The 21,745-nt window shown below is 44.1% G+C and carries 13 protein-coding genes; all 13 read left to right on the top strand.

Features of this window, described 5'->3' with window-relative positions:
• Positions 1–12: 12 nt before the first annotated feature.
• The 13 genes from BACCELL_RS10565 (at position 13) to BACCELL_RS10505 (ending at position 21,592) form a co-directional block, all read left to right on the top strand.
• Complete coding sequence (locus tag BACCELL_RS10565) at positions 13–2,313, top strand: glycoside hydrolase family 3 N-terminal domain-containing protein (RefSeq protein WP_007211755.1); 2,301 nt, start codon at positions 13–15, stop codon at positions 2,311–2,313.
• A 179-nt stretch (positions 2,314–2,492) separates the two neighbouring features.
• Positions 2,493–3,380, top strand: coding sequence for a helix-turn-helix domain-containing protein (locus BACCELL_RS10560; RefSeq protein WP_007211754.1), 888 nt, complete (start codon positions 2,493–2,495; stop codon positions 3,378–3,380).
• 71 nt (positions 3,381–3,451) lie between these two features.
• Positions 3,452–4,735: an acetylxylan esterase gene (locus BACCELL_RS10555; protein WP_044153591.1), complete on the top strand. Its 1,284-nt coding sequence runs from the start codon at positions 3,452–3,454 to the stop codon at positions 4,733–4,735.
• A 26-nt stretch (positions 4,736–4,761) separates the two neighbouring features.
• Positions 4,762–6,048: a glycoside hydrolase 5 family protein gene (locus BACCELL_RS10550; protein ID WP_044153790.1), complete on the top strand. Its 1,287-nt coding sequence runs from the start codon at positions 4,762–4,764 to the stop codon at positions 6,046–6,048.
• A 1-nt stretch (position 6,049) separates the two neighbouring features.
• Positions 6,050–7,033, top strand: a complete 984-nt coding sequence (locus BACCELL_RS10545) for a glycoside hydrolase family 5 protein (RefSeq protein WP_007211751.1) — start codon at positions 6,050–6,052, stop codon at positions 7,031–7,033.
• Positions 7,034–7,196: 163 nt separating this feature from the next.
• Complete coding sequence (locus tag BACCELL_RS10540; RefSeq protein WP_007211750.1) at positions 7,197–10,400, top strand: SusC/RagA family TonB-linked outer membrane protein; 3,204 nt, start codon at positions 7,197–7,199, stop codon at positions 10,398–10,400.
• Between the two features lie 19 nt (positions 10,401–10,419).
• Positions 10,420–12,150 (top strand): RagB/SusD family nutrient uptake outer membrane protein, encoded by a 1,731-nt coding sequence (locus BACCELL_RS10535; RefSeq protein WP_007211749.1) that lies wholly within the window; start codon positions 10,420–10,422, stop codon positions 12,148–12,150.
• Between the two features lie 20 nt (positions 12,151–12,170).
• Complete coding sequence (locus BACCELL_RS10530) at positions 12,171–13,514, top strand: glycan-binding surface protein (protein WP_044153786.1); 1,344 nt, start codon at positions 12,171–12,173, stop codon at positions 13,512–13,514.
• Positions 13,515–13,534: 20 nt separating this feature from the next.
• Positions 13,535–15,961, top strand: a complete 2,427-nt coding sequence (locus BACCELL_RS10525) for a hypothetical protein (RefSeq protein ID WP_007211747.1) — start codon at positions 13,535–13,537, stop codon at positions 15,959–15,961.
• 19 nt (positions 15,962–15,980) lie between these two features.
• The gene (locus BACCELL_RS10520) at positions 15,981–17,657 is read left to right on the top strand and encodes a glycosyl hydrolase (protein WP_007211746.1); all 1,677 of its coding nucleotides are present in this window, start codon (positions 15,981–15,983) and stop codon (positions 17,655–17,657) included.
• A gap of 174 nt (positions 17,658–17,831) precedes the next feature.
• Complete coding sequence (locus tag BACCELL_RS10515) at positions 17,832–18,944, top strand: glycoside hydrolase family 26 protein (RefSeq protein ID WP_025725792.1); 1,113 nt, start codon at positions 17,832–17,834, stop codon at positions 18,942–18,944.
• Positions 18,945–18,959: 15 nt separating this feature from the next.
• The gene (locus tag BACCELL_RS10510; protein WP_007211744.1) at positions 18,960–20,138 is read left to right on the top strand and encodes a glycoside hydrolase family 130 protein; all 1,179 of its coding nucleotides are present in this window, start codon (positions 18,960–18,962) and stop codon (positions 20,136–20,138) included.
• A gap of 74 nt (positions 20,139–20,212) precedes the next feature.
• Entirely contained in the window at positions 20,213–21,592 is a 1,380-nt protein-coding gene (locus BACCELL_RS10505; RefSeq protein ID WP_007211743.1) for an MFS transporter, read from the top strand.
• Positions 21,593–21,745 lie beyond the last annotated feature (153 nt).

Here is a 21,745-nt window from a genome sequence, read left to right as displayed (position 1 = left end):
ACCCTAATAATAATGAAGAAAATAATCGCAACTATGGCAATCGGAGCTTGTTTGTGTTCCTGCGGCGGAAGCCAGAAGGAAGTGTATAAAGACTCTACCGCACCCGTAAAGGACAGGGTAGAAGATCTCTTGAAAAGAATGACTCTGGAGGAGAAAGTAGGTCAGATGAACCAGTTCGTCGGTGTGGAACATATCAAGGCAAACAGTGCCGTGATGACCGAAGAAGAATTGAAGAATAATACGGCAAATGCTTTCTATCCCGGCTTTACGGAGAAAGATATAGAGAAGTGGACGGAAGAAGGCTTGATCGGTTCTTTTCTGCATGTGTTGACCATTGAAGAAGCAAACTATCTGCAATCTCTCGCTATGAAGAGCCGCTTGCAGATACCTATTATATTCGGTATCGATGCCATCCATGGCAATGCCAATGCGCCGGATAATACGGTATATCCCACCAACATCAATCTTGCCTGTTCCTTTGATACGCTGATGGCCTATAAGATAGCCCGGCAGACAGCGAAGGAAATGCGTGCCATGAACATGCACTGGACGTTTAATCCGAATGTGGAAGTTGCCCGCGATGCCCGTTGGGGACGTGTTGGCGAAACGTATGGTGAAGATCCTTATCTGGTCACTTTGCTGGGCGTACAGTCAGTGAAAGGTTATCAAGGCGATTTGAATGGCAACGAAGATGTATTGGCTTGTATCAAGCATTTCGTCGGTGGCAGTGAACCCATCAACGGAACGAACGGTTCTCCCACTGATTTGTCAGAGCGTACACTTCGTGAAGTTTTCTTCCCTCCCTTTGAGGCAGGAGTGAAGGCGGGAGCCATGTCTCTGATGACTGCCCACAATGAGCTGAACGGTATTCCTTGTCATAGCAATGAGTGGTTGATGCAAGACATTCTGCGTGGCGAATGGAACTTCCCCGGATTCGTAGTCAGCGACTGGATGGACATTGAACATATCCATGACCTGCATGCTACTGCCGAAAATCTGAAGGAAGCTTTTTATCAGTCTATTATGGGAGGTATGGACATGCACATGCATGGTATCCACTGGAACGAAATGGTAGTGGAATTAGTGAGGGAGGGGCGTATCCCAGAATCCCGTATTGACGAGTCTGTACGCCGCATACTGGATATCAAATTCCGTCTCGGCCTTTTCGAACAACCTTATGCCGATGAGGCCGAAACCATGAAAGTGCGCCTTTGCGATGAGCATCGTGCAACGGCTCTTGAGTCTGCCCGCAATGGCATTGTATTGTTGAAGAATGACGGTGTGCTCCCTCTGGACGCTTCCAGATATAAGAAGATCATGGTGACCGGTATCAATGCCGACGACCAGAATATCCTGGGTGACTGGAGTGCTCCTGAGAAAGATGAAAACGTAACTACCATCCTGGAAGGTCTGAAAATGATTGCTCCCGATACTCAGTTTGATTTTGTAGACCAGGGTTGGGACCCACGCAACATGGATCCGAAGAAAGTGGCTGAAGCTGCCGCGCGTGCCAAGAGTGCTGATCTCAATATTGTAGTGGCAGGCGAATATATGATGCGCTTCCGTTGGAACGACCGTACGGACGGTGAAGATACCGACCGTTCGGATATCGACCTCGTAGGTTTGCAGAACGAGTTGATAGAGAAAGTGGCTGCATCCGGTAAACCGACTATTCTTATTTTGGTGAATGGACGTCCTCTCGGTGTGCAGTGGGCGGCCGAAAATCTTCCCGCTATCGTAGAAGCATGGGCACCGGGGATGTACGGTGGTCAGGCAGTAGCCGAAATTCTGTATGGTCAGGTGAATCCGTCCGCCAAATTGGCTATTACGATTCCTCATAGTGTAGGTCAGTTGCAGATGATATACAACCATAAGCCGTCACAATACTTCCATCCTTATGCGGCAGGTAAGCCAAGCACTCCGCTCTATCCGTTCGGTCACGGCCTTTCTTATACTACTTATAAATATGATGACCTAAAATTGGCACAGAAAGAAATCACTAAGGACGGTACGGTGGATGTGAGTGTAAAAGTTACGAATACGGGCGACCGTGATGGAGTGGAAATCGTGCAACTGTATATCCGCGATAAATTCAGTAGCGTCACCCGTCCGGTGAAGGAACTGAAAGACTTTGCCCGCGTATCGTTGAAAGCCGGCGAAAGTCAGGTCGTGAACTTTAAGATTACTCCCGATAAACTGGCTTTCTATGATAAAAAGATGAAGAAGATTGTAGAACCGGGTGAGTTCATTGTGATGGTGGGTGCATCTTCTGATGATAAAGATCTGCTGAAAGATTCTTTCTTTGTGAAATAAAATAGGAGAAATAAAATACAGTTATTGCTTTTTTCTTTTAAGGTTATACCTTTCCGATGGTTAGGTATAACCTTTCTTTCTTTTATAACAAATCTTACCCCATAATAAAACAAATTCTACCATTCGGGATTAAAAAGAATGGTTATTTTTGTGACATGATACTATTTTAACCAATCAATATGGAAAACTCAAACTACATTATGAGGGAGATTACTCCCTTGTCCGATCGCGATTGTTTTTATATCGCCGACCGTCGCAAGACGGAGTTTACTTATCCTATCCACTGTCATGCCGAATTCGAACTAAACTTTACGGAACACGCAGCCGGTGTCCGCCGGGTAGTGGGAGACTCTGCCGAGGTGATCAGTGACTATGATCTGGTACTGATTACCGGCAAAGAGCTGGAACATGTGTGGGAGCAACACGAATGTACTTCGAAGGAAATACGGGAAATCACGATTCAGTTCTCATCCGACCTGTTTTTCAAGAACTTCATGAATAAAAACCAGTTCGACAGCATCCGGCGTATGTTGGAAAAGGCGCAATGCGGCATTAGTTTCCCCATGCAAGCCATCATGAAGGTGTATAACTGGCTGGATAAACTGGCTTCCGAAGAACAGGGATTCTATGCGGTGATGCATTTTTTGCGCATTCTTTATGAATTGTCTTTGTATGATGATGCAAAGGTGCTGTCCAGTTCTTCCTTTGCTAAGATCGAGACGTTCTCTGACAGTCGCCGGGTGCAGAAGGTACAGAAATATATTGCCGATCATTATCAGGAAGACATCCGTTTGAATACTCTGGCGGATATGGTGGGTATGACACCGGTTTCGTTCAGCCGTTTCTTCCGTTTGCGTACAGGGAAGACGCTTTCCGACTATATTATAGATATTCGTCTGGGGTTTGCTACACGCTTGCTGGTGGACTCGGCGCATACCATTGCCGAAATCTGCTATGATTGCGGCTTTAATAATCTGTCCAACTTCAACCGGATGTTTAAACGTAAAAAAGATTGTTCACCAAAGGAATTCAGGGAAAACTATAGAAAGAAGAAGATTGTGATATGATAATATTGTATCATTATTCTTCTTCGAAACCACGTACATTTGCAACAACGAACAAATCTTAGTTTTCTACCATGAGAAAAATATCACTTCTTTTTGGATGTCTGTTGTGTATGCTTGCTGCAACAGCGCAGATACGCGGTAATGAAATCCGTGTAATGGTTTCTCCTGATCATACCGATTGGAATTATCGTTTGAATGACAAATGTACATTTACCGTGAGGGTGCTGAAGGCTCAGAATCTTTTGCAGAACGTGACGGTGGATTATGAGCTGGGGCCGGAGATGTATCCTACCGAAGTCAAGAAAGGCGTATTACTGAAGAATGGTGAATTAAAGTTGCAAGGGACGATGAAGACACCCGGATTCCTGCGTTGCAAAGTGACGGCACATGTAGGTGACCGTAAATACGAAGGATTGGCGACCGCTGCTTATGCTCCCGAACAATTGCAGCCTATTACGGAGTTTCCCGCGGATTTTCGTGAATTTTGGGTGAAAGAGCTGGAAGGCGCCCGCCGGACATCGCTTCAACCCTTGATGACTCTGCTTCCCGAACGATGCACTGCAACAGTCAATGTTTATCATGTAAGCTTTCAAACAGATCGTTGGGGTTCCCGTTTCTATGGTGTCCTCTGTGTACCGAAAAAAGAAGGTAAGTATCCGGCTCTGTTGCGTGTGCCCGGTGCAGGTATTCGTCCGTATGCCGGCGATGTTTATACAGCGGAACAAGGTGCAATCACATTGGAGGTTGGCATCCATGGTATTCCCGTTACTATGGAGCAATCTTTTTATGATAACCTGATGAATGGTGCATTGAATGGTTATTGGACTTTCTGCCGGAATGATTTGAGGAATTTCTATTATCACCGGGTGATTATCGGTGCTTTGCGTGCAGTAGATTTCATCTGTGAATTGCCGCAATATAACGGGCAGGCACTTGGTGTGACAGGCTCCAGCCAGGGTGGGGCACTTTCTGTGATGACGGCGGCCCTTGATCCGCGCGTCACTTTCTTTGCTGCCGTTCATCCGGCACTGTGCGATCATGAAGCCTCTATGAAGAAACGTGCTTGTGGCTGGCCGCATTATTTCTATTATTATGGTGCTCCCGATGCTAAAGAACTGGAAGTGGTGCGTTATTATGATACGGCGAACTTTGCCCGTTGTCTTACAGTACCCGGCTGGTTCAGTTGGGGATATAATGATGATGTTTGTCCGCCGACTTCCATGTATGCCGCTTATAATGCGGTGACTTCTCCCAAAGAACTCCATCCATATCTTGAAACTGGTCATTATTGGTATCAGGAACAATGGGACGAATGGCTGGCATGGCTGTGGAAACAGATGGGAATAGGGAAATGATAAAATTGTTACTAAAACCTGATAATATGAGACACTTATTCTTATTGACTCTTCTTTTATCCTTTTTGGGTGCATGTACTCCTAAACCTGTTGAAAACTCATTCGTTCATGTGAATGCGAACGGACAGTTCATCCGTAATGGAAAACCCTATTATTATGTAGGTACCAATTTCTGGTATGGTGCCATTCTTGGTTCTGAAGGTGAAGGAGGCAATCGTGAACGCCTGCATAAAGAATTGGATTTTCTGAAAAGTATCGGTATTAATAATTTGCGTGTATTGGTAGGTGCGGACGGTGAAAATGGTGTGAAAACCCGTGTACAACCTTCTCTGCAAGTAGCTCCCGGTGTGTATAATGATACTATTTTAGCCGGATTGGATTACTTCATGAATGAGTTGCGCAAACGGGATATGACTGCCGTACTTTATTTGAATAACTCTTGGGAGTGGAGTGGTGGTTATTCTGTATATCTGCAATGGTCGGGACACGGTAAGGCTGTAGTGCCTGCAATAGACGGTTGGCCCGCCTATATGGAGTATGTGAAACAATTTCAGCAATCGGATAGCGCGAAGGTGTTGTTTGCCAATTATGTCAAAGACATCGTCACAAGAACAAATAGGTATAATCAGATAAAATATGTGGATGATCCAACGCTTATGTCCTGGCAGATAGGCAATGAGCCTCGCGCTTTTTTCGATGAAAACAAGGAGCCTTTCGCTCAATGGATGGCAGATGTTGCCGCTCTTATTAAGTCACTTGATTCCAATCATATGGTTTCTTCGGGAAGTGAAGGTGCTGCGGGATGTGAGGGGGATATTGCATTATATGAAAGAGTGCATGCAGATCCGAATATTGACTATCTGAATATCCATATTTGGCCTTATAATTGGGGATGGGTAAAAGCTGATAGTTTGAAAGAACTTCTTCCGCGAGCTAAGGAGAATACGAAGAAATATATTAATGATCACATGGTGATTGCGCAGAAATATAAGAAGCCTGTGGTACTTGAAGAATTTGGTTTCCCTCGTGACGGTTTTCGTTTTTCTAAAAGTACTTCGACAGAAGTTCGTGATGAATATTATCAATATGTATTTGATTTGATTCGTCAGGACCGGGAGAACGGCGGACTTTTTGCCGGATGTAACTTTTGGGCATGGGGTGGTTTTGCTGAACAGAATTCCGACCATATCTATTGGGAAAAGGGAGATGATTACACCGGAGATCCGGCTCAGGAAGAGCAGGGATTGAATTCTGTTTTTGCAACGGATACTACTGTTGAGATTATAAAAACTGAAAATGCAAAATTGAAATAATATGATGAATATCTGGAAAAGTTTGTTGGCCGTTTGTCTGCTGATCGCAATGTTTGGATGTGGGGCGAGTGCGTCTAAAAAAGCAAATCAGGAAGGTGCTGCAAAGCAGTTGCCCCGTCTGTGTGTGACTGGTACGCAATTGATGAATGAACAGGGCGATACGGTTGTTCTGAAAGGTGTCAGTTATGGGTGGCATCAGTTTTGGCCTCGTTTCTATAATGCTTCTACCGTAGCTTATCTTTCTGGAGATTGGGGTGCGGAGGTGCTTCGAGCTTCTATGGGAGTGGACTTGGATAGTGCCTGCTATGTATACAAGCCGGAGTTTGGCATTAACTGTGTTACGACAGTAGTGGATGCGGCTATTGAAAATCATGTTTATGCAATCATTGACTGGCATAGCCATAATCTGCGTCAGGAAGAAGCCAAGGAATTCTTTGCACAAATGGCAACCCGTTATAAGGGTGTCCCTAATGTGATTTATGAAGTGTTTAATGAACCGGTGGAAGATAGCTGGGAACAAGTGAAGGCTTATTCTGTCGAAATTATCAAAACCATCCGTGCTATAGAACCAGAGGCTGTTATTCTGGTAGGTTGTCCGCATTGGGATCAGGATATTCACTTGGCGGCAGATGATCCTATTACCGGTTATAATAATATAATGTATACTGTTCACTTTTATGCTAATACTCACGGACAATGGTTGCGTGACCGTACAGACTATGCTTTGGGCAAAGGGCTTCCGGTATTTATATCCGAATGTGCCGGTATGGAGGCCAGTGGCGATGGTGCGGTAAATAAAGAAGAGTGGCAAAACTGGCTGGACTGGATGCAGCAACGTTCCATAAGTTGGGTAGCGTGGTCTGTTTCGGATAAGAATGAGACTTGCTCAATGCTTCTTCCCTCAGCTGCTTCTGACGGCAATTGGGCTGATCAGGATATGAAGGAATGGGGGCAGATAGTACGCGATGAACTACAGAAAAAATAGAATCATATAATCAATTCAGACATTAAAGCAAGGGTATGGAACTGATACTGTTATTTTGTAAATATAGTATTAGTTCCAGATAAAATTGTACTTGTTTGCGCCACTGATATCATCTATCTTTGTCGTGAAAGATTTGTGACATATTAAATCTAATAATTATAGTATGAAGAACTTTATGTTGTTTCTGATGACGCTCTTCCTGAGCTGTCATGTGATGGCCCAACAGACCACAGTTACCGGTACAATTACTGACGGTACGGATGGTTCCCCTCTGATTGGCGCCAATGTCCTGGTAAAAGGAACCGGTACCGGTTCTATAGCGGACGTAAATGGGAAATTTAGTGTGAGTGTTCCGACCGGTAAAGATGTTCTGGTAATTTCCTGTATCGGATATAAGCAGCAGGAAATTACCTTGAAGGCGGGACAAAAAGTTGTGAATGTGGTAATGAAGGAGGACTCTGAACTTCTGGATGAAGTGGTCGTTGTAGGCTATGGTACAATGAAAAAGAGTGACCTTTCAGGCGCCTCGGTATCTATGGGCGAAGATAAAATTAAAGGCTCGATTATTACCAACCTCGATCAATCTTTGCAGGGACGTGCCGCTGGTGTTACGGCGGTACAGACTTCAGGTGCCCCGGGGTCAGCTTCCTCTATCCGTGTACGTGGGCAGGCTACCATTAATTCCAATGCCGAACCACTTTATGTGATAGACGGTGTGATCGTGCAAGGTGGAAGTACCAGTGGCTCTTCTTTAGGCTTTGGTGATGCTCTGGACAATGGTACTACGTCCACTATTTCCCCATTGTCAACCATTAATCCCGCTGATATCTTAAGTATGGAGATTCTGAAAGACGCTTCTGCTACAGCTATCTACGGTGCACAAGGGGCGAACGGTGTGGTTCTGATAACTACTAAGAGAGGTAGAGCCGGTGAAGCTAAGTTTTCTTACGATGGTATGATGGCTGTAAGTCGTCAGACCAAACGTTTGGATATGCTCAATCTCCGGGGCTTTGGAGGTTATTATAATGATTTTGTGGCTTCAGGCTTCGGTGGTGTGAAAGAAGATCCTTATTATAGTGATGTTTCTCTGTTGGGAGTAGGTACTAACTGGCAGGATGCCATTTTTCAAACAGCTTTTCAACAACAACATCAAGTGTCGGCACAAGGTGGTACGGAGAAAATCCAGTACTATGTATCGGCCGGTTATATGGATCAGGAAGGTACTATCATCGGTTCTGATTTCAATCGTTTGTCGTTGCGCGTAAATTTAGATGCGCAGTTGAAGAAATGGCTGAAGTTGGGCTTGAGTGCTACATTTGCTGATTCTAATGATGACATAAAGCTGGCTGATGGTGCCGAAGGTATTGTCGGTTTCGCTTTGACTTCTTTGCCTGAGGCTCCTATTTATGATATTGATGGCAACTATGCCTCTTTTGCCCGTGAGAACTACAGCATTCATAATCCTATTGCCAAGGCTATGGAGCACAATAATATGTTGAATCGCAAGAAACTTTCAGGCAATATTTACGCTGAATTGACACCTATCAAGAATATTACATGGCATGCGGAACTAGGTTATGATATTGGTTACAGTAAGGCGGAAGTGTATAATAACGCTATAGACTTGCCTAACTGGAAAGAAGCTAATGAAAGTAGTATTCAGAAAAATAACAATACTTTCTGGCAGTTGAAGAACTACGTGACTTATAATAACACGTTTGCCGAGAAGCATTCTGTAAGTGCAATGGTAGGTCAGGAATGCTGGGAAAGTAAATATGACTATACTAAAGTCGCTAACTCCAATTTGCCTTCCGATGCTGTACATAACCCGATGCTGGGTACCAATACTCCGACCATCGGTGCTGGTTTTGGCAGCAGTTCCATGGCTTCGTTCTTTACCCGCTGGACCTATAGCTATGACAACCGTTACAATGCTACCTATACTTATCGTTACGACGGTTCCTCAAACTTCGGCCCAAACAATCGTTGGGCAGGATTTCACTCTTTCGCTCTGTCTTGGCGCTTTACTAATGAGAAGTTCATGAAGAATATTAAATGGATTAGCAATGGTAAATTCCGTGCTGGTTGGGGGCAGACTGGTAATTCCAGTATTAATTCTTATGTGTGGGGTGTGAATATGCAACAGGTGTATACCTCGCTTGGAGCTGGTTACCGTCCGCAGAATATTCCTAATCTGGATGTGAAATGGGAGAAACAAGAACAGATCAATCTGGGACTTGACCTCGGTTTCCTCAATGATAGAATTAATGTAACTCTCGATTGGTATCAAAAGGAATCCAAGGATATGCTGATGGATTTGCAGATGCCTACTTACATGGGTACCTCGGGCAATGATAACTCTAAACTGCGGGCACCGATGGGTAACTACGGACACATCCGTAATACCGGATTAGAGTTGACGCTGAATACTCACCCGTTGGTTGGCAATTTCCAGTGGGACTCAGAATTCCAGATCTCTTGGAATAAGAATAAGTTGATAGCCTTGAACGGTACAGCCAGTTCGGCCATTATGGGTTATGCGCAATGGGGAAGTACATTAGTAAGCCTTTCTGATACAGGCGAAAGTCTCTACTCTTTTTATGGATATGTGACAGATGGTATTTATCAGGACCTTGCCGATTTGCAAACTTCACCCAAACCTGTGAAATATCCGGCGAATGGAGTGTTTGATGGTGCTAATACTGTATATGTGGGTGATATTAAATACAAAGACCTGAATGGTGATGGTGTGATAAATGAGAATGACCGTACCAATATCGGTTCACCCATGCCTAAATTCACATTTGGATGGAACAATACGTTCCGCTATAAAGGCTTCGACCTGAGTATCTTTATCAACGGAAGTTATGGTAATAAAGTGATGAATCTTACTAAACGCAATCTGACTACTATGAGTTCTCCTTGGGCCAATCAACATGCTGATGTTTTGAACCGTGCCCAATTGGAACCGATTGATCCTTCTATTGTATATACCGATGGTACGAAGTGGTACAATCATGTGGAGAATGTACGTGTTGCCAATCCGAGTGCTTCTTTACCGCGTGCTATTATCGGTGACCCTAACGATAATGACCGTATCAGTGACCGCTACGTAGAAGACGGTTCTTATATTCGTCTGAAGAATCTTTCGTTGGGTTATACTTTCCCTAAAAAGTGGATGAGCAAGTGCGGTGTGGAGAATCTGCGTGTTTACTGTAATATTCAGAATCTGTTAACCATTACAGGCTATGATGGTTACGATCCCGAGATTGGTGTCAGCACAATGTCACCGAATGTATATGGCGTGGATTTTGGACGTTACCCTTCACCCACTACTTACTCCTTTGGTTTGAATCTCTCTTTTTAACCGTTTAAATAGAATACACATGAAAGTATCAAGACTTAAATATATAGCAATGGGAGCGATACTGGGATTATCTTTTGTATCGTGCGAGGATTTTCTGGACAGACCCAATGAAGATAGTTACAACGATGGCAACTATTTCCAAAATGATGCCCAGACCAAAGTAAGTGTCAATACACTTTACAATTCACCGTGGTACGACTTTTTGAGTCGTGGGTATTACAAGATTCCCGAAGCTTTGTCGGGTAACTTGCTCTTGGGTGGAAGTCCCTATGCCAATTTTACGGTAAATGGTAGTGACGAAGATATGAAGAGTACTTCTAACTCATTGTGGGCTGTCAATGCACAGGCCAATACCATTTATAATCGATTAAAGACAGCCAATGCCTCAGAAAGTGTGAAGAATACTGCTATGGGTGAATGCCTGGCCTGGAAGGCGATGGCTTATTTCTATCTGGTACGTATTTTTGGGGAAGTTCCAATTGTACATGATAATAGTTCGGAAATAGCAGCAGGCAACTACAATGAAAAGTATAAGGTGAAAGCTGCCGATATTTATGAATATATCATTATGACTTTGGAAAAGGCTATTGAATTACTACCGGAGGAGAATCAGGCCGGACGTATAGACAAATGGGCTGCTAAGGGACTGCTGGCTAAAGTCTATCTGACAAAATCCGGAATCAATGCTAATGGTAACGGACAACGAGATGCTGACGATTTGGCTAAGGCTGCCAGTTATGCAAAAGACGTCATCAATAATTCAGGCAAACAACTGATGGCCAATTATGAGGATATTTTCAAAGGGGAGAATGATCTTTGTGAAGAGAGTTTATTCGGCTGGCGTTGGACTGCCGAACAAAATAATTATACTTGTGGAAACTGTCTGACCTCGGAACTTGCCATGAAGGGCTTTGAAACATACCAATGTTGGGGTGACTGGACTGCACCTTCTGTTGACTTACAAGATGCGTTTGGTGTTTCTCCGCTCGATAATCCTACTCAGCGAAATCAGAGTGATGCTCGTCGCAAGGCCACAATGATGATGGCTGGTGATAAGTACAGTTACTGGTGGCAGGACAAGGGAGGATTTAATTATTTGGATTTCCTGTATGATAAGGAATATGCACCAGGCTCTAATGATGGTCTGCAATCGGGTACCGGTGCCAATATCGCCAAACATCTTTATGGAAATACAAACGATCATATTAAAACTTTTGGTATCAGTCCGGGGCAGCAGTGCAGTTCACTAAATACTCATGTACTCCGTTTGGCCGATATATATCTGGTTTATGCCGAAGCTGTAATTGGTAATAACAATTCTACTACAGACGCAAGTGCTATTGATGCTTTTTATAAGGTTCGTCAACGTGCTGTTTCCGCTTATGAAAGACCCGCCAGTATTACACTTGATCAGGTATTGAAAGAACGCCGTTTGGAACTGGCTTTCGAAGGTGACTATTGGTTTGATCTTGTTCGTATGTCCTATTACGATGTTAATAAGGCTATGGATATCATTAAAGCGCAGCGTCGTAATGGTTATTATGGATTGCCCGACCTCTACAAGGAGTATAAGATGAATAATGTATGGAATGTGGATGAATCTTCCATGTACTACGAAACCAATACTCCGAAACCGAATGTAACCGCATCTATTTTTAAACTTCCTCTTCCTGACGAAGATGTGGTGTATAACCCTCATTTATTGGAAGATGCTCAGCACTTGGATGTAAGAGCAGAGTTCGTTTATTAATCAGTTAAACAGTAATGAATATGAAAATGAATATATATTTCAAAGGGTTGGTAGTAAGTCTGCTGCTGATTGCGGGAATGTTTACTTCATGTGAGGACCAACCTGATAAGTTTGAGCTTACCGGTGGTCTGCCCCAAGTGAGTTATATACGTATGCCTTATTTGGCACAGTCGGACTCTCTCATCGTGGAGGCAAGCCTGAAATCTATTATTTGCCTTGTGGGTGATAACCTTACAAGTATCAAGGAACTCTATTTTAATGATCAAAAGGCACAGTTGAATACCAGCTATATCACATCTCACACTATGATTGTTCAGATTCCTGATAATATACCTGAAGAAGTGAGTGATAAAATTTATATGGTGACTGCCGCGCAAGATACGGTAGAATATGGTTTCCATGTGATAGTTCCCAAGCCAATGATAGCTTCTATGTCGTGTGAATATGCCACCGCCGGAAGTGAAGTGACTCTTTATGGAAATTACTTCATTGATGATCCTAATGTACCGCTTACTGTAACTCTTCCTGATGGAAAGCAACTTACTACGTTTACAAAGCTCACTAATAGCACTATCACTTTCAGAATGCCCGAATGTGATACAGAGGGTTCTATTCGTGTAGCGTCTATTTATGGCGAGAGTACTTCTACGTTCCACTATCTTGATTCACGTGGTCTTATGTTCGACTTTGACGGAAAGACAGGTTTGAGCAATCACGGTTGGCACGAAAGAGAAATCAAGACGGATGAAACTTCACTTACAGGCAACTTTGTCCAGTTGGGTGACGGTACATCAAAAATGAGTGTGGATGGTGCTTGGAACGACGGTGTATTTGCATTCGAATATTGGTGTGGTTCGTGGGATGATCCGCAGAATGTAACATCGGGTGATGGTATTGCATTGCATAATCTGGTAGATTTTACAGATTTTGCTAATATGGCCTTGAAGTTTGAGATGTATATTCCTACGTCTAATCCGTGGAGTGCGGGTGCTATGCAAATTTGTTTTGCAGGCTATGACAAGGTGACACTGAGTGGTAATCCGATAGAAGGCTTTGATGGTGTTGTTGCAGGAGCCAATGCCAAGGTATTTAATGGAGAAGATGGTTTGGGGACATACGGTCGTGCGTTGTATCGTCCTTGGATGGATACCGGTTCTTACGATACCGGTGATAAATGGGTAACTGTAACCGTGCCTATTTCCAACTTTACTCTCGATCGTTTAGGAGCAGCGGCTGAAAGTGTTCCCAGTTCACCGGGAGATTTTGCCAGTCTGACATTCTTTGTTGTAGGCGGAGGAGTGAATGGTACAGAGTGTACGCCGATTATCAAGCTTGATAATATCCGTGCGGTTCCCAATAAATAACCTTTAAAGATACTATAGATATGAACAAGACATATAAACTTTCGGCACTTTGGATGATGTGCCTCATACTCTTGGGTTGCTTGTCATTTTCGGCCTGCGATGATGGAGATGAAGAAGATACTAACCAATATAAAGGTGGTATCAGTTTGAATGTGTTTGGTCCCAGTCCTGTAGCCCGTGGCGGTGAACTCCGTTTCCTGGGTAGCGGAATGGACAAGATACAATCTATATCTATTCCCGGGTGCGGGGAGATTACTGATATAGAAGTAATCAGTGCGAATGAGATACGTGTAACCGTTCCTCAAACGGCTGAAGTGGGATATGTCACTCTGAAAACACCTACGGGAGAGATTACTACAAAGACTAAGATTACTTATACCGAGCCTATAGGCGTAGAGACGATTACACCTAATCCGGTGAAACCAGGCGAAGTACTTGTCATCAAGGGTGAATATCTGAATCTTATCAAAGAGGTAATCTTCTTTGAAGAGTTGCCAGTGGGTGAGGACGACTTCATAGCTCACTCACGCAAGGAAATTCAGGTGAAAGTTCCAATGGAAGCAAGAACCGGTGACGTGACTTTGGCTGATGCTTCTTCCGAGGATTCCGATGCTTTGCGTAATTTAATCCATGTGAAGGGACTTGTTGTTATTTTGCCTTCTGTGGAAGCACCGCTTGATCTGACAGCAAAGAAACCGGGTGATGAGATTGTAGTGAAGGGTAAAGACCTTGATTTGGTGAATATTGTGAAGATGCCGAATGGGGAAGAAGTGGAATTTGATTATGCCAAATCAGGGGAAGGTGAAGAAACTATCACATTTATATTACCAGAGAATGCAACGAATGGCGCTGTTGTGATGATTCCCGCTTCAGGTGTGGAAGTAGCTATTGCCAACATTGGCATGGCACTGCCTGAAAAAGTGGTAGCAACTCCGGATAGCGGACTGCGCGGTGGCGACATGATTACATTGACCGGTATCAACATGGAACTGGTGACTACTGTTACATTCCCAGGTGTGGAAGAGGCTGTGGAACCTGCTGCGAAGAGTGCTACCGAGGTGGAAGTGGTGATGCCTGTCGCAGCTATCAGTGGTGAATTGTTATTGAATACGGCAAGTGGTACTTCTGTACCGGTGGCTATTACCACTCTAAAACCTGAATTCATAGCATTTGTCAATGATGCCGTTTCTTTGGGCGGTGATGTAACTATTCAGGGTAAAAATCTAGATTTAATAGCTAAGGTCATTTATACCGGTGGAGCCGAAGTGGAAGTTACTCCAACCTCTACTACGGAGTTGACCATCGCTATGCCTACAATGGGTACTGAATCGGGTGTATTAACCTTGGTAATGAGCAATGGGGAGAGCGTTGAAACAACGATTCTTACCATCAATGCACCCGAATTTTGCTACATTCCTGTATTGCCGGGCGAAGATGAAGAACTGAAGGGTGGAGAGATATTTACCATTGCTGTGGAAAATGGCGACAAACTGACCGGTGTGGAAGTGGACGGAAAAGCTGTCCAGTTTATTATCAATGGCAATACACTTGTCATAGCTGTTCCGCAGATGGCCAATGCCAATACAAAGGTGAAGTTGATATCGGCCAATGGATCGATAGAATACGCCATCGCATTTGTTCCTGCCACCAACATCAAGAATGAAGTTTGGAAAGGTTTGGTCGACATAACTTGGAATGAGGGAGGCCGTGTCATCATCCCGGCTTCTGCCTTCAAGGATGTGCCTGACGGTGCCCGCATGGTGTTGCATTATGCGCAAAAGATAGACGATTGGGGACAGGCTCAAATCAATTATGGTGATTTCTCCGGCATCAACTTTACGGAGGGGGAATTTAAGGTTAATGGAATGTTAGTCCCTACCGATATTTATGGCTGGACATTTGCCAATCGTTCTACGCCTTTGGTGTTGACACAAGAAATATTGAATAACATTCAGGCCAAACAGAAAGAGTGCGAAGGCATCAACGATGCGGGTATTATTATCCAGGGAGACAAATTGACATTCAGTAGCGTGACGCTGGAATGGGAAATCTCGCTTGAACAGGATTTGAAAAACTGTGTAGTGAGACAGGATGATCAATCTGTTTTGATGCCTTTCCCAATTGCTGTGACTTGGGATGACGCAGGTCGTTTTCGTATTTTGATTGATAAGGAACCTTCCATTAAGGACATGAAACTGGTTGCAGGAAAATCTGCTATTCATTTTTATGTAAGCGGAACAGGTCAGTTCCAAATCAATGATGCGAACTGGACAGCACTCACAACGATTGCCGAATGGAGCAATGCATCTGCCCGTGTTATGGAATTACTGCTTACTCAAGAGATGGTTGATTGCCTGAAAGGCGTGAGAGGGGACGGTTGGAGTTCCACAGGGTTGCTGATTCAGGGAGATGGAATGACCATTAGTAAGATAACCATATTACCCTAATGTTTAAAGATTGAATATTATGAAAATGAATAAGATATGGGCTGCCCTGTTTGTGGTAACAGCCTTTGGATTTGTATCCTGCACTGATACTGATGCACAATATACCATTCCCGAAGTGGAGGCACCTGTACTGGTGTCCACCACTCCGGAGGCGAATGCTGCCAAGGTGAAGAGAGGCGAAATCACCATTGAGGTGAAGTATGACAAGAACGTGTTCTTTGCTACGGAAGACTTGAAGCAAATTTCGTTTACGGGTGGCACGCTGATTAGTGCTGATGTATATGGGTCCAGTAATGTACTGACACTGACTGTAGAAGTACCCACACGCGAAACTGTGTGTTCTCTCTCTATTCCCGAAGGTGTAGTGCTGGGGCCGAATAAGATGCCTGCTCCGGCTGTATCTCTTCAGTTTACTACCGTTGCTTTGGATAAATCGTTGGTAAATGCTTCTGCTACTCCTGCTGCACAGAAAGTTTATGCATACTTGTTAGAAAACTTTGAGAGCAAGACTCTTTCGGCTATGATGGCCAATGTGAATTGGAATACGGAAAAGTCGGAACAAGTATATCAGTGGACAGGTAAGTATCCTGCTGTCAATTGTTTTGACTATGTGCATCTGTATGCTTCTGGTGCAAACTGGATTAACTATAGTGATATTACTCCTGTGAAAGATTGGTGGAATGCCGGTGGTTTAGTGTCTGCTATGTGGCATTGGAATGTGCCGACAAAGGCACCTGATGTTTTCTCTGAGGGGCTATGGACGGGCGAACAGGCTATGCCCGGTGATTGGAGTGGAAATGTTCAGTTGACGGATGATGCAGCAAAAGCTGCTTTTGCTGAGGCACAAGTGGGGAATAAAGTGAGAGTAACTGTAAAAGATATAGCTGCGGGTGCACAAGGCTCTTTTAAAAATAGTAGCTGGCTTGAAATCGCTCCAGGTATGGATTATTTTGATATTACAGGTGACTTTGAATTGGAGATTACCGAAGCTGTTCTGACATCTCTGAAAGATGGTGGTTTGATTATCGGTGGTCACGACTATACGGTTACTGGCGTTTATTTGGAAGGTGGTTCGGCAAGTGATACTAAATATGCATTCTATAGGGAAGATACGGATTTTGATGCAGACAATGCTTTGACTGAGGGAACTTGGGAGAATAAAGTCTTTACTGAAGATTTGGCTAAAGTTGCGGCTAATTTAAAACTGTTGCAAGATGAAGGCATTCCTGTAATTTGGCGTCCATTCCATGAGGCTGCCGGTGGCTGGTTCTGGTGGGGTAAGAATGCCACAAGCTTCAAGAATATGTGGATTGCCATGTTCAACTACTTTAAGGCAGAAGGGTTGAATAACCTGATCTGGGTATGGACTACTGAAACCGGTGATGACGATTGGTATCCGGGTGATGCTTATGTGGATATTGTGGGACGTGATATTTATACGAAAGATGCAAGCACTTGTGCTTCAGATTATAGTTCTATAGTAGTAGCTTATGGCAATAAGATGGTTGCATTAAGCGAGTGTGGCACGGTAGGCAAGATTTCCGAGCAATGGGCAGCCGGTGCACGCTGGTCTTGGTTTATGCCTTGGTATGACGCGGAAGACGCGGAAACGCCACATGCTGATCAGGCTTGGTGGAAAGATGCTATGGAACAAAATTTCGTGATATCCCGTGAGGACTTACCTGACATGAAGTAGTTGGTTGATAGAGGACCATAATCAGGGATCGGAAGCGGCTTTATCACAAGCAGGTGAAGCCGCTTTTTTCCCTGATTGAATAAGGTTGGAAAGAGATAAAATAGTATCAATATGTCTGTAAATTATCTGCTATCTTCGCAGAACTAAAAGGATAGAAGCATGATAAACGTAATTATGAGAAACATTAGATTATTAACAATGACTTTGCTTATAGGAAGTCTTGTCTCGTGTGGACCGGTTCAGAAATCACAAAAGGAGGAAAGAAGTTCAGTACGTACCTCTGAAACTGAGAACCTGCTTGCCAATCTTAAAAAAGTATCATCCCGGGGCTTTATGTTCGGGCATCATGATGATACCAACTACGGTATAGGTTGGGAAGGCGACGAAGGACGTTCTGATGTGAAGAGCGTTTGTGGAGATTATCCCGCAGTTATAAGTTTCGACTTGGGACATATAGAACTGGGTGATACTATGAGTCTGGATAAAGTTCCGTTTACTAAAATAAGAAAGGAGATATTGAATCAGTATAAGAGGGGCGGAATGTCATCTTTAAGCTGGCATCTGCGCAATCCGCTGACGGGGGGAGACTCCTGGGATGTATCGGATACGACGGTGGTGAAATCTATCTTACCCGGTGGAGCCAATCATGAGAAGTTTACCGGTTGGGTAAGTAAAGTATCAGCTTTTATCAATTCTCTACAAACAGAAGAGGGGGTAAAGGTTCCGGTACTATTCCGTCCGTGGCACGAACATACAGGCAGTTGGTTCTGGTGGGGCGAAAAACTTTGTACTCCCGAAGAATACAAGGCGCTTTGGCATATGACGGTGGATATCCTTCGTAACGATGGTGTGGATAATGCACTTTATGCTTACTCGCCTGGTTCAGAACCTCAGGATACCGCACAATATCTGAAACGTTATCCCGGTGATGAACTTATTGATCTGATTGGCTTCGACACTTATCAATTCGAGCGTGATACGTATCTCGCCAATCTTGAAAAATCACTTGCCATTGTGGACAGCATCGGTAAAGCGCACAATAAAGTAATTGCCATTACCGAAACCGGATATGAAGGCATCCCTGATCCGAAGTGGTGGACGGAGACCCTGTTGCCGGGCATTGGAAATTATCCGATAGCTTACGTTCTGGTGTGGCGTAATGCCCGTGAGCGTATCACTCACTTTTATGCTCCCTATCCCGGACAGACCTCAGCAGAGGATTTCATGACATTCTATAATAACCCTAAGACACTTTTTGCGGCAGACATAAACTCTTTGTATAAATAAGAAAAAACAATCAATATGGAAACTTTTAATGAGAAGGTAACAAGACTCTTTCAGAAGCATGAGGCACTGATAACAAGAACGAACGAGCCGATAGAGGAAGGAAACGGCATATTTACGCGCTATAAATATCCTGTAGTGACGGCAGCGCACACACCGGTATTCTGGCGCTATGACCTGAATGAACAGACCAACCCTTATCTGATGGAGCGTATCGGCATGAATGCCGCACTCAACTCCGGTGCCATCAAGTGGAATGGCAAATACCTGATGGTGCTGCGCATGGAGGGGGCTGACCGTAAATCATTCTTTGCCGTGGCAGAGAGCCCCAACGGTGTGGATAACTTCCGTTTTTGGGATTATCCGGTCACTATGCCCGAGGATGTGATTCCGGCTACTAATATATATGATATGCGTCTTACAGCACACGAAGATGGTTGGATATACGGTATATTCTGTGCCGAACGCCATGATGATAATGCACCCGTGGGAGATCTATCTTCGGCTACGGCTACGGCAGGTATCGCCCGTACCAAGGATTTGAAGACATGGGAACGTTTGCCGGATCTGAAAACTAAGAGCCAGCAACGCAACGTAGTCCTTCATCCTGAATTTGTAGATGGTAAATACGCGCTCTATACCCGTCCGCAAGATGGGTTTATTGATGCCGGAAGTGGTGGAGGCATCGGCTGGGCATTGGTAGATGATATGACTCATGCCGAGGTAAAAGAAGAGAAGATCATAGACTATCGTTATTATCATACTATTAAAGAGGTGAAGAACGGTGAAGGGCCTCACCCCATAAAGACTCCAAAAGGTTGGCTTCACCTGGCGCATGGGGTACGGGCCTGTGCTGCCGGACTGCGTTATGTGCTCTATATGTATATGACGGCTCTGGATGATCCTACGAAACTGATTGCTACTCCCGGTGGCTATTTCATGGCTCCCGAAGGAGAGGAGCGGATTGGTGATGTGAGCAATGTACTCTTTACCAATGGCTGGATTGCCGATGAAGATGGTAAGGTATTCATCTACTATGCGTCTTCGGATACGCGGATGCATGTAGCTACCTCTACTGTAGATAAATTGGTAGATTATTGCATGAATACTCCGGTCGATGGTTTGTCTTCTTCCGCTTCCGTAGAGACTTTGAAGAAGCTTATCGACAAGAACCTGAAATTAAACATTAAATATTAGGTATGAAGCGCTATTTTTGTACTTTTATGCTCTTTTTTTAATACCTGATACTTAATACCTCATATTTCATACCTATGGCAACACTTAAAGAGAAAATTGGTTATGGCTTTGGTGATATGTCTTCCTCTATGTTCTGGAAGATATTCTCCTATTATCTGCCTATATTCTATTCTAATATATACGGGCTGAGCCTGGCGGACACAGGTGTCCTACTGTTAGTAACGCGCATTTGGGATGCGGTATCCGATCCGATGATGGGAATCATTGCCGACCGAACACATACGCGATGGGGAAAATACCGTCCTTATCTGCTGTGGATTTCTCTTCCGTTTGCTGTTTGCGGTATATTGATGTTTACCACGCCCGATTTTGGACCTACGGGGAAACTCGTCTGGGCCTACGTTACTTACATTCTGATGATGACGGTTTATACAGCTATCAATGTTCCTTATGGGGCTATGCTGGGAGTGATGACGGACGATTCGGATACGAAAACCGTGTTCTCTTCTTACCGGATGTTCTTTGCCTATGGTGGTAGTTTTATAGCCTTGTTTGCTTGGGAACCGCTTTGTACATGGTTCAGGGAGATGACTGGTTCAGTGACCGTCAGTTGGCAATATTCCATGATTGTGATTGCTGCATTGTGCTTTGTTGTGTTCTTGCTTTGCTTCAGTATGACGAGGGAATATGTAAAGAGTGTTTCTACAGTTTCTATCGGGAAGGACTTCAAGTCGTTGTTGTCCAATGTTCCCTGGTGGTTGCTGATAGGTGCGGCATTGTGTTCTAACTTGTTTAATACGGTGCGTGGTGCTACGGCTGCTTATTTCTTTAAAGATTATATAGGTGACAGTATCTTTTTAAACTTGGGTGACTTCACGATTTTGTTCTATGCCGGGTTATTCCTCGGAGTGGGTGAAGTTTCTAATATGATAGGGGTAGTACTGGCTGTTCCCCTTTCGCGTGGGTTGGGTAAGAAGTCTACCTATATTTTCACGATGGCGGCATTGGCGGTATTGAGTATCCTGTTCTTTTACCTGCCTTGCACACCGTTTGGTTTCTGGTTGATGTTGATAATGCAAATCATTATATCTATTTGTACGGGTATCGTTTCACCATTGATATGGAGTATGTATGCCGATGTTTCGGACTATGCCGAACTGAAGGACGGAACGGCTTCGACAGGACTTATATTCTCATCTTCATCTATGGCACAGAAGTTTGGCGGTGCGTTTGGCGGTGCGGCTGTGATGTGGATACTGGCGTCATTCGGCTACAATACGGCGGAAGGTGCCGTGCAGACAGCGGAAGCATTGACGGGACTGAACCTGCTAATGAGCTGGATACCTGCCGCTGTGGCTGTGGTGGCAATGATAGTCGTGTACTTCTATCCGTTGACAAAGAAGCGTGTGGAGGAAATTAACAAAGGACTGAAGAAAGTGCGAGCATCAGACTGAGGATTATACGATACGTATTTACCGATCCGCCAAATACGTATGCAGCGATCTGCCAAATACGTATGTGGTGGTCCACCAAATACCTATGTGTCGGTCTGCAAAATACTTGGAGTATAAGCTAACTAAAAAACTCATTGGCGAAATTCATTCATA

This window comes from Bacteroides cellulosilyticus DSM 14838 (assembly GCF_000158035.1).
In the GTDB taxonomy this organism is placed as follows: Bacteria; Bacteroidota; Bacteroidia; order Bacteroidales; family Bacteroidaceae; genus Bacteroides; species Bacteroides cellulosilyticus.
The sequence above is the reverse complement of the archived record's forward strand: the minus strand, read 5'-3'. Positions and strand labels throughout refer to the sequence as shown.